This is a genomic window from Anaerovibrio sp., from assembly GCF_051866355.1.
Taxonomy (GTDB): Bacteria; Bacillota; Negativicutes; order Selenomonadales; family Selenomonadaceae; genus Anaerovibrio.
The window spans coordinates 1-9,686 of the sequence record NZ_JBJDWZ010000149.1 but is presented as its reverse complement, the minus strand read 5'-3'; the positions used below and the strand labels follow the sequence as shown (position 1 = coordinate 9,686).

The 9,686-nt window shown below is 52.8% G+C and carries 13 protein-coding genes; all 13 read right to left on the bottom strand.

Annotated elements, in window-relative coordinates:
* Positions 1-302 (bottom strand): DUF2634 domain-containing protein (locus tag ACI3UA_RS07955; RefSeq protein ID WP_439724280.1); only part of this gene is annotated, 302 nt, incomplete at its 3' end.
* Positions 299-718 (bottom strand): DUF2577 family protein, encoded by a 420-nt coding sequence (locus ACI3UA_RS07950; RefSeq protein ID WP_439724279.1) that lies wholly within the window; start codon positions 716-718, stop codon positions 299-301. The genes ACI3UA_RS07955 and ACI3UA_RS07950, both read right to left, overlap by 4 nt.
* Before the next feature lie 12 nt (positions 719-730).
* Entirely contained in the window at positions 731-1,729 is a 999-nt protein-coding gene (locus ACI3UA_RS07945; protein ID WP_439724278.1) for an XkdQ/YqbQ family protein, read from the bottom strand.
* A 13-nt stretch (positions 1,730-1,742) separates the two neighbouring features.
* The gene (locus tag ACI3UA_RS07940) at positions 1,743-2,459 is read right to left on the bottom strand and encodes a hypothetical protein (protein ID WP_439724281.1); all 717 of its coding nucleotides are present in this window, start codon (positions 2,457-2,459) and stop codon (positions 1,743-1,745) included.
* A 2-nt stretch (positions 2,460-2,461) separates the two neighbouring features.
* Positions 2,462-5,695 carry a phage tail tape measure protein gene (locus ACI3UA_RS07935; RefSeq protein WP_439724277.1) on the bottom strand — a complete coding sequence of 1,078 codons (3,234 nt, stop codon included), beginning with the start codon at positions 5,693-5,695 and terminating at the stop codon, positions 2,462-2,464.
* 230 nt (positions 5,696-5,925) lie between these two features.
* Positions 5,926-6,294 (bottom strand): phage tail assembly chaperone, encoded by a 369-nt coding sequence (locus ACI3UA_RS07930; RefSeq protein ID WP_439724276.1) that lies wholly within the window; start codon positions 6,292-6,294, stop codon positions 5,926-5,928.
* 43 nt (positions 6,295-6,337) lie between these two features.
* Positions 6,338-6,793, bottom strand: coding sequence for a phage tail tube protein (locus ACI3UA_RS07925; protein ID WP_439724275.1), 456 nt, complete (start codon positions 6,791-6,793; stop codon positions 6,338-6,340).
* A 15-nt stretch (positions 6,794-6,808) separates the two neighbouring features.
* On the bottom strand, positions 6,809-7,951 hold the full coding sequence (locus ACI3UA_RS07920) for a phage tail sheath C-terminal domain-containing protein (RefSeq protein ID WP_439724274.1): 1,143 nt from the start codon (positions 7,949-7,951) through the stop codon (positions 6,809-6,811).
* Positions 7,941-8,399: a phage tail terminator family protein gene (locus ACI3UA_RS07915; protein ID WP_439724273.1), complete on the bottom strand. Its 459-nt coding sequence runs from the start codon at positions 8,397-8,399 to the stop codon at positions 7,941-7,943. The genes ACI3UA_RS07920 and ACI3UA_RS07915 overlap by 11 nt, the downstream gene beginning before the upstream one ends.
* On the bottom strand, positions 8,396-8,794 hold the full coding sequence (locus tag ACI3UA_RS07910) for an HK97 gp10 family phage protein (RefSeq protein ID WP_439724272.1): 399 nt from the start codon (positions 8,792-8,794) through the stop codon (positions 8,396-8,398). The genes ACI3UA_RS07915 and ACI3UA_RS07910 overlap by 4 nt, the downstream gene beginning before the upstream one ends.
* Positions 8,795-8,798: 4 nt before the next feature.
* Positions 8,799-9,164 carry a hypothetical protein gene (locus ACI3UA_RS07905; protein ID WP_439724271.1) on the bottom strand — a complete coding sequence of 122 codons (366 nt, stop codon included), beginning with the start codon at positions 9,162-9,164 and terminating at the stop codon, positions 8,799-8,801.
* Positions 9,161-9,565, bottom strand: coding sequence for a hypothetical protein (locus ACI3UA_RS07900; protein WP_439724270.1), 405 nt, complete (start codon positions 9,563-9,565; stop codon positions 9,161-9,163). The genes ACI3UA_RS07905 and ACI3UA_RS07900 overlap by 4 nt, the downstream gene beginning before the upstream one ends.
* Positions 9,483-9,686: hypothetical protein (locus ACI3UA_RS07895; protein WP_439724269.1), on the bottom strand; the 204-nt coding region annotated here is incomplete at its 5' end. The genes ACI3UA_RS07895 and ACI3UA_RS07900, both read right to left, overlap by 83 nt.

The following is a 9,686-nucleotide window of genomic DNA, read 5'->3' as shown; positions in this document are numbered from 1 at the left end:
CGCTTCAGCTCCGCAATCCTGTCCCCTGTCTGCATGACCTTGCCAATGAACTTCTTGACTTCGATGCCGTACTGCCAGCTGTAGGCAAGATGCTCATACCGTTCCGTCTTCAAGGCTTTATACACCCATACCTTGACGGCTTCCTTGCCGGTCACTACGATATGCCTCCCCCTGCCGTCATAAATGAACTTATCCAGCTCAAAATTCCAGGCATACTCAGTGAACAAGGGCATGTTATTCTCCGTACTGCTTGCAGCTATCGCCTCATCCGTGGCACCGCTGAAAGGAAAATCTACACTCATAATCTCGTCAGCCTCCCTGTTATCAGGAACATCTGGGACTGGTCACCAGCGGCCCCCGTAACACCTTCCAGAGGGATAACTCCCACCAGGTCACCGGGCACCAGGGTATCAGTCCACGTTTCATCGTTGTTAATGGGATGATTGTGACTTTGATACTCAGCATATCCGGCACCGCCGCCGCGGAACGACGTCTCGCCTACCATGTGCCGCGTATACCCCGGCAGGGAATAGGAAAAGATGTACATCTCGCCCCGTTCTATCACGATGTCATCCACCTGCACAGTGAGCGCAGGCGGTGGTGTCAGCACCCTGCCGATTTTTGGCCGTGCCAGCCGTTCATCCTGAGCGATACCGTGCATGGCATTAACCATCTTTTCCATTGACTGCCCCAGGGTAGGTATCTGCTTGCCTGCCATAAAATTCACCCCTTACTTCTTAGGCTTGCTGTTCTTTTTAGGCTTTTCCTCTTTTTCCTTATCAGCCTTTTCCTCGTTCATAAGCTCCTCAAACTCCATCTCCAGGCGCATGGTATGCACGCCGTCTTGCCAGGTATGGGCATCGGACTTTACCCAGAATTTCCCCGTAAAAAGGTTATCCCTGACCTTGATGGAGTAGGGAGCGACAGCCCTGTAATCCCCCAGTGCCTCAAGGCTTCCCGACCTGTCCGGCTTGGATTTCTCCAGCAGCTTCTTGATGTTTGCTGCATTATCCTCATTCTTGGAATTTTTGTAGACTTCCTGAAACATGGAGTATTTCTTGATACTGTCAGCATCCTTCTCAATACTGACGGAATTGCCCTGCTCATCAGTCACCAGTACCTGATTGATTATCTGCTCAATACTCTCGCTGTACCGGCTGTTGGTCAGGTTTATCCTGTCATCAGCCTCAAAATCAGCAATCATGGTGCCCCGCTCCACAATGTCAAGGGCATCGCCGTTCATGATGGGGTGATACTTCTTGCCTGTCTGCTTGCTGGCCTCGGTATAGGCCGCCATAATAATCTGGTAGCCTGTCTTGGCTGAGGCAATGAAGCTGACATTCACGCCGGGGTCTATTATATTTCCCGGCTTCACCCCCAATTCTCCGCAAAGCCCCTTGGTAATATCAGCAGGATTGGCGTTCTTGTACTTCTTCGTGGTCTTGGAGCGTGTCATGACCCACAGGTGGTCATAAGCTAATATAGACACCGTGGAAGCCTGGGTATCCTTCTCAACCTTGTACACGTTGCCCTGAAATACCAGCTTGCCATCCTCGGTATAGCCGTAGACAGTTTCGCCGTTTTCGATGGGATAATTGGGCAAATTGGGGTCCCGTGCATCCTGCTTATAATCAAACTGCAATTTCCGCGCCACCTGCAGGCGTGAACCGCTCCAGGTTATCCTGCCTATCAGCGGTGACAGGTCGTTCTTATGGTGCTTGATAATCATCCTTCCCCGCCTCCTACAGCTTCGGCAGCTTCAGCTTTTTGGCAATCCTGCCGCTGTTGTTGATAAGCAAATCCTTCATGTTGTTGCTCTGGGCAATCCTGCGCCACTTGTTGTACTGGCCGTAGGCCTTTTTCGCCGTGTCCAGTATGTCACTGCCCTTGCTGACCTTGGCCTCAGTAGCCTGTGGCTTATCCGTGGGACGTTCCTTCAGGCCTGTGGTTTCCTCCACCTTCTTGTTTTCGTTGGCATCCTTAATGGTCAGTTCCTTGTACTCAGTCAGCTCCAGGCTGTAGTAAATATCCCTGGTGCCATCCTTCTCATGATAGTCGAAACTCATTATGGCCATAGCCATATTCACCGGGGAATCGGAAATAACAACCCTGACAGGCTTCTTGTTTTCCTTCCACTTGGTCAGCAGAGAAATGCAGTCAGCCGGCTCCTTTTCGTCCCCCACCACAAAGGGGTACTCATGGTGCAGGCTGGGGAAAAAGCAGCTGAATTTCAGCGTCCTCAGCTTCGGGTTGCTGAATATCAGTGCTTCACCCACCTGGGTTATGCTGACCACCTTGTTCAGCTGGCCTGATGACACGCTATACTCCCAAGGCGTAACAGGCAGCGTGAGCTTTTCCTCCTCACAGGTCAATGTGAATGTACGCAGGTCGCTGCCCGTGCCGCCGTTAATATACGACAGGACATTCAGTGCCCTGCCTATGCCGGTCATAAAACTCATAATCAACACCCCGCAAAATTCCCCTGAGCCAGCAGGAACTGCTCCACAATGGCGTGGGCTATCTTTTCTATATCGGCTTCCTCCCGAACGGTGAAGCTGTTGCCGCTGATGGTTACCACCGGAGCAGGCCTGCCGGTATCAGCAGATGGAGTAACAGCTGAAATCATGGAGCCAGCACCAGGCATGTTGCCCAGCAAATCACCATTGCGGATGCTGCGATTGATAATCTGCTGGGTTTCAGCTGTAGGGAACACCCTGCTGCCATCCGGCAGCTGAACCAGCTCTCCCCCATGCTCATTTATCTGGGCAAGCCCCATGCTGCGATAGCTGTTTGTGCCTACTGCAAAAGATGGTATGCCTCCTGCAGCACGGAAATAATCAGTACCTGTCGCAAAGGCAGGTATACCGCCATCAGCCTGAAAATAAGACGTGCCCGTGGAGAAGCTGTTCCACTTTTCCGCAGCCCAGTTATAAGCACGGCTGCCCGCCGCGCTGATTGAAGCACCAGCTGAAGACAGCTTTGCGCTGGCACTGGCAGCCAGGTCGCTAAATTTGCTCTTTACAGTGGCAATGGCATCGTCAAACATCGTGTATAGCGAATCCGATAAGGAACTTGCCCCACTCCTGATGCTATCCCATCCGCTGTTCACGCTGTCTGATGCAGACTGGAAGGTTGCCTCTATGCTGGCGCCTGTATCTGCCATAAACTGGCTGATATCTGCACCTGCATCGCTGGCACAGCCCTTTAGGTACTCAAAATTATTGCTCACGCTATCAGAAACATACTGCATGTTATTGTCAACACCGTTGCCAAAGGCTTCAAACATGCCCCTGAAGCTGTCGCCAGCCCATTTCATGGTATTGTCAAACTCGGCACGGAATGACTGCAACCCCTCGCTGGCTGATGCAGACCAGTCATTGAAATTCTGGCCGACAAAATCACCGGCAGCAGAACCAGCGGCTCCGCCAATAGCTGCACCGGCTGCGGAACCGATGCCAGGCAGCAGGAATGTGCCTATGGCACCGCCAATCAGACCGCCCGCAATACCACCGATAGCAGAGCCGGTAGTTCCATTCATGCGGTTTGCGTTGTACTTTTTTGTCTGGTCGGCATACTGCTGTGCCTGGCTCATATTGGCAACAGCATCCTGATGCTGCTTTTGCAGGTAGTTTATCTCCTCTGCAGATGCGCCACGGTTTTTTGCCTCATACAGCGCATCCGTAGATGCTGCTACCTGCTTTTTGACTTCGCTGAGCTGATACCCTGCACCCCAGGATGCCTGCTCATTTTCCTGATTGGTGCTGTAGTAATCCAGGCCGATAGAAGCTATCTCCAGCGGGATAGCATACTTGGATGCGCCTTTCAGCAAGCCTTTGGCAGCATTCTTAAAGCCACCTAGCCTACCGCCTTTAGGAGCTTTACCGCCTTTACTGCCTTTGCCTTCGGCATCAGGAACATCAGGCGTACCGGGTATATCCGAAAGGCCGCCTCCACCTGCTCCGGCTACGCCCTTGCCATTCACCACAACGCTTGCAGCATTGACAGTCATACTGCCGATACTGCCAGGCAGCCCCGGCAAGCCTGCCCCCTTATTGCTGATACCGCCTGCCCCCTTGCCAGCTAAGCCAGCCAGGGAACCGGCAGCCTTTTTGCTGAGGGAAATAATCTTGTACAGCCCTGCTGCCAAAGCACCGCCAGCCAGCAGGGAACCAACACCATCAAGGGCCTTGAACTTCTCATACAGCTGGCTGACAACATTCAGTGACAGCTTGCCCACATCGGAAATATCAAGACCATCCTCAAGGCTCTTTTTCAGCAGGTCAACATCCTCTTTCAGGGCAGTAACAAAACCTCGCAGGCCGGATGCGGGGCCTCCGCCCCCTGTGCCCTGACCGCCCTCCATGATAGTATGCTGCAGGGCTTCGTATGAGCTTCGCAGGTATGCTAAATCACCTTCAAGATTATCATTCTTAATCTTGTTCATTTCCTCGGCTTTGCCCTTAGCCTTGTCAACAGAATTAGCCAGCTTGTTAAAGTTCTCATCCGACTCATTCATGATGGCTAGGAAGCCGCTCATAGCCTCCTGTCCTGCAATAGATGCCGCAAACTGGGTTTTTTGTGCATCAGTAAGCCCCTTGAATTTTGACCTTAATTCTACAAGTGACTGCCGTAACGGCTTAATGGTACCGTCCGACTTCACAGCAGAAATCCCCAACGTGCCTAAAGCAGCGGCAGCCTCCTTAGGCGGCTTCACAAGGCGCGTAAGCGTTGACCTGAGCGCCGTACCTGCCTCGCTGCCCTTAATGCCTGAGTTGGCCATTAAGCCGATAGCCAATGACGTATCTTCTATGCTGTACTTCATCGCCCCCGCAATCGGAGCAACGTACTTGAAGGTTTCACCCATCAGTCCCACGCTGGTGTTGGACTTTGATGTAGCCGCCGCCAGCACATCAGCAAAATGCCCTGCATCGCCAGCCTTCAGACCGAAGGCAGACAGTGCATCAGTTACGATGTCGGACACGCGGGCCAGGCTTTCGCCGGAAGCACCGGCAAGGTTCATGACACCGCCGATGCCGTCAATCATCTGCTGATTTTCCCAGCCCGCCATAGCCATGTACTGCATAGCCTGACCTGCCTCGGTAGCAGAAAACTGCGTGGTTGCCCCCATCTCCTTTGCCTTGGCCGTCAAATCCTTCATGCTTTCAGCACTGGCCCCTGAGATGGCCTGCACGGTGCTCATCTGCGCCTGGAAATTTTTGTAGGTATTGACGGTGTCAGCAATCCCCATGCCGATGCCCATCAGCCCCATAGCCTGGGGAACGGCACCGCTCACCATACTGCCGATGCCGCTTTTCAGGCTGTTCATGGCACCTGCACCGGCAGTCTTTACATTCACCAGCACATCATAGCTCTTTCCGGAAATTCCCCTCAGCTTGGAGCGAAGCCCCTCCAGCTTCGGCGCGGCATCATCCTTCATGCTTATGCCGATGCTGGTATTCTTCGGGACATTGGACATTTCCCTGACCACGCTCTTGACTTTTGCTCCGGCAGCATCAGCGGATCTGCCCAGGTTGCTCATAGCAGATACGCCGCTTTTTTCTACGCCCCGCAGTCCGCTGGCAGTGGCGGATGCAGAATTGTTAAGCTCATTCATGGACTTACGGGCATTTTTTACACCGCCCGTAAGCATGTCCTTCATCTCAAGGACTGCACTCAGCACAAATTCCTTCGCCATACTGCCAACCTCCCGAAAACCACTCCAAAAACGACACCAGTGTCGCTTTTACAGGCTCCTGGCCGAAATCAGCTGGGCCAGTGCCTTGAACCATTCCACTTTTTCTTTTTTCTCAAGCTCCATAGCCGCATGGGCAAAAATCTTCTCCATCCTGCTCATGCGGAAAAAATCTTCAAAACTGTGTCCCCTGAGAACCAGGTACGCCGCTGTAGCAGCTTCCCAATCCTCCGTTATCCGTTTTTTGCATCTTCATGCAGCTTGGACTCAAGGTTACCCGCGTTGTACCCTGCCTTGCTCATAATGGTCCTGGACAACGCCATAATCTCACCTGCATCAAACAGCTTGCGCACAATATCCGTCGGCTCAACGCAGCCGTATGCCTTTAACAGCTGGGTATCCTTCAGGTCAGGCTCCACCACGGAGTTAATAATGAGATACTCCTCATTGCCATCCTCCAGCTCGTTGGTTTCCGCCACCAGCGATGCCGTAGGCTTCTTTACAGTCAGCGTGCCGATGCTGGTCTTGATGTCGTATTTTGCCTTCTTGGCCTTCTCGATGTCTTCCTTCTTCGCAATCAGGTCTGCAATGCTAATCGCCATTCTCTATACCTCCAACAAAAACAGGACTGCCGAAGCAGCCCCGTCACTCAACAACTTCAATGAATGCAGCATCTTCAGGAGTAAAGCCAAACGGGAACTCCTTGGACACCACATTGCCCTTTTCAAACGTCATCAGCGTAAGCTCATTGAACCATACGTTATCAATGGAGCAGCGCTCATTCTGGCCGTCCACCGCATCCGGGTCTTCCAGCAGACCCACGATATTGGCGCGAGGGTCATGGCCGTTCTTCCACTCCTCCAGGTACGCGTTAATATTGCGGTTGACTACCGACTTGATGGTAAAACTGCCCTCGCCCTTGAGCCCGGTAATCTTGCTGTCCACGCTGTTGCCGATGATTACATCCTCACGCTGGGCAGTTACCTTCGCCTCAAACTTGCTGATTTCAAACAGCAGCAGGGCGTCCCACCATACCTTGCCGTGGTTGCCGTTCCAGCGGCGGCGCCCACGATAAATTACGTCTTCTGCATCTCTTGCCATATATCACACCGCCTTTTACATCACGAAGTTAATTGTCAAGTCTTCCATGGCATTCACAGGCTTGATATTGCCGGCCAGCATTATCTTGGTGCCTGTGTTGTACTTGCGGATTTCCATAGCGGATATATCCTCAGTCTTTTCGCCATGCAGCTTTGCATAGTTAAGCTGCGCCTGCTCATCAATATCCACGTTATTCTTGCCGTCCCGGTCAAGCACATTGCCCTTGATTTCATCGAAGTACACCAGCACCGCCGTGATGAACAGCATCTTGTGATTGTAATCGTTGATGACCTTGCCCACATAATACTTTTTAAAGGTATCCCGGATATCATCGGTAATCATATCCAGTGCCTCAATAATCTTGATGTACCTGAAATCCTCTCCCTTGTCGGTGGTAAAGGTAATCAGGCTGTTGCAGGCACGGGCAATCTTGACGCCGTTGCCATCCTGCTCATCGATGAGCAGGAGCTGCCCCTTGTCGATACGCTCAGCAATATCGGTGTAGCTCTCCACGCTCTCCACCTCGGTCAGGGGGAAGTAGGTAGCGCTGCGGTCCAGGGCAAGGCCTGCCAAAACGCCAGCAATACGCGCCGTGTACTGCACCGCGTTATAGGTGGTGTATACCGGGTCGCCGTTCTCATCGGTGCCGTTCTTCGCCACAATATAATCAGTGCAGAAATTGACAACGCCCTCATGGTCGGCAGCCTGCTTGGCGCATACCGCCTTGAAGGTCTTACGCTTATTGTTGCGCTGCGCGATTACCCAGCTGGACAGGTCTGCCTGCTCCGTACCTGTGCTGGTAGGGTTGCACACCCAGTTCCACTTGACGGACTGGATAAGGTCAAGGACGTCATTCTGGTCCATCAGATGCCCATCCGCCTCAATTTCCGTATCGGCATCCGGGATTACATAAAGAAGCACCCTCAGAGGCGTGCCCTTCAGGCACAGCTTCACCAGCTCCACGGACTTTTTAGAAAGAATCTCGTCCGGAATATCCGTGGTATCGGATATCCTGAACTGCTGGATTTCGTTCTTGCTGCCATCATGCAGAATCATGGCAACGATGCCACGGGCACTGCGCTTGATGGCCGTCGTGCCCTGTGTCCGGAAATTGATGAGGATTTCCGGCAGGCCAAACAACTCAGCTTTATTCGCCATTCACATTCATTCCTTTCATGGTCAAATCAAATTCAAGCTCCTCCATCTTGTCGGCCGGAGCAATCTCCACAGCATCGACAAAATTCAAATCAAAATAGTAATGCAGTATATCATCCACAATGGTCGACCTGCCGTCCAGCACCGTTATGGCCCTGTCCCTGGCACGGAACACCGGGCGGATAAGGCCGTCCAGCCTGTCCGTCAGCTCAAACAGATACCTGCGGCTCACACGCCCTGCCCTGTCCTGGGGCAGCACCGCGGATATAACCACGGATATGCTGCGCTCAGAGCACACATCGTCAACGCTCCGCGTCCGCTGAGTCAGCTCCACATAAAAATACGGGGCATGAGGCCGCTCCACGTTGTCAAAATGCACCTTCCAATCAGGATAGGCAGATTTCAGCAGGGCTGCCAGGGCATCCCGTATATCTAGTAGCGAAATCATCATGACAGCAGCCCCTCCAAAATCGTCATGGCATCAGCCTCAAAGTTATCCTCGGTTTCCTTCACCGCATCCCGGAGCATGTGCCTGCCTTCCACAAAAGGCTGCTTCAGCCTCTTGCCGATGGCTGGCACGAACCTGCCTACCTTTTGGCGATGCCCCCACTCTACATGGGCGGCATATTCGGTGTTGTTATATACCTCCACCCTTCCCTCCTTGGGAGCAGTGCGCTTCCAATTGTTCCGCAGGGCTCCGGTATCAACTGGCGTGAGATTTTTGGCTCTGCCAGCCAGCTGCTCCCCCATCTGGGCCAGCAGCTTGTCCTGCGCCTCTGCCGAGTTTTCCAGCTTGCCAAGTGCCTTATCAAGCGCATCCAGCCCGCTGATGGTAAAATCTGCCATATCATCACACCCCGACTTCACGTTTGTTAACAATGCGCAGCAGGCTGATTTCCTGATGTGTCGGATAACGGAATGGCTGGCTTGCGCTCAGCCTGAACTCCTGGCCCTGATGCTGGATGACGATGTAATCATTGGGCTGTATATCATAGGCCGGATTGCAGGTCATGCGCAGGTTCTCGTGGATGGACGGTGCCATATCGGTTTTATCCAGGGTAACATCCTTGCCATACTGGCTCAGCTTGCAGGGTATATCCTCATATACCGCCACATCCTCATAATCATCGGCAAGGCCGTCAGATGCCTCACAGTAGCGGTAAACCGTTGCCCTGTCCCTGTACATGAACCTGTCCAGCAGCTTTTTCAGCCTCATGGCAGGCTCACCGCCTTGCGATACAGATTAAGCTTGCCCTTGATGCTGTCAAAATCGTAGTCGGACATAAGCCCGAAGCCATCAACATTGTTTACGGCAAACTTGAACTCCGTATCATCCATCTTGATGCTGGACAAAGGCCCATTGACCGGGATGCCGCCAAGAGCTCCATCCTCATCGGATTGAGCGGCCAAATCATCCAGCCTTTTCCTTACCAGGTCAACGGCAGTGTAGATTAAGGCCATGGGAAAATCCTCCCGATGGCAATAATCCAGCATGTCGCTTACCAGCTTCTCAGCAGCAAACTCCGCCTGCACCTCATTCAGATTTTCTGCGCCTCTTAGCAGTCTGAGCTTCTCCAGTATCAGGCTCATTGCTTCCGTTTTTGTCAGCAGCTCCATCAGCATCAACTCCCTCGCCAGTACTGCCCTCAATCGGCTCTACAGGCTCATCAGGTGCCTTCGTTTCGTCAGCTGGCACAAATCCCTGCTCACGGTAAACGACCTTGTAGGCAAGCTCTGT

Bases quoted from the DNA above. Each gene is read 5' to 3' on its own strand.
- ACI3UA_RS07935 (WP_439724277.1), bottom strand. From the start codon at position 5,695: ATGGCGAAGGAATTTGTGCTGAGTGCAGTCCTTGAGATGAAGGACATG.
- ACI3UA_RS07905 (WP_439724271.1), bottom strand. From the start codon at position 9,164: ATGAGGCTGAAAAAGCTGCTGGACAGGTTCATGTACAGGGACAGGGCA.
- ACI3UA_RS07910 (WP_439724272.1), bottom strand. From the start codon at position 8,794: ATGGCAGATTTTACCATCAGCGGGCTGGATGCGCTTGATAAGGCACTT.
- ACI3UA_RS07900 (WP_439724270.1), bottom strand. From the start codon at position 9,565: ATGGAGCTGCTGACAAAAACGGAAGCAATGAGCCTGATACTGGAGAAG.
- ACI3UA_RS07925 (WP_439724275.1), bottom strand. From the start codon at position 6,793: ATGGCAAGAGATGCAGAAGACGTAATTTATCGTGGGCGCCGCCGCTGG.
- ACI3UA_RS07920 (WP_439724274.1), bottom strand. From the start codon at position 7,951: ATGGCGAATAAAGCTGAGTTGTTTGGCCTGCCGGAAATCCTCATCAAT.
- ACI3UA_RS07950 (WP_439724279.1), bottom strand. From the start codon at position 718: ATGGCAGGCAAGCAGATACCTACCCTGGGGCAGTCAATGGAAAAGATG.
- ACI3UA_RS07940 (WP_439724281.1), bottom strand. From the start codon at position 2,459: ATGAGTTTTATGACCGGCATAGGCAGGGCACTGAATGTCCTGTCGTAT.
- ACI3UA_RS07945 (WP_439724278.1), bottom strand. From the start codon at position 1,729: ATGATTATCAAGCACCATAAGAACGACCTGTCACCGCTGATAGGCAGG.
- ACI3UA_RS07930 (WP_439724276.1), bottom strand. From the start codon at position 6,294: ATGGCGATTAGCATTGCAGACCTGATTGCGAAGAAGGAAGACATCGAG.
- ACI3UA_RS07915 (WP_439724273.1), bottom strand. From the start codon at position 8,399: ATGATGATTTCGCTACTAGATATACGGGATGCCCTGGCAGCCCTGCTG.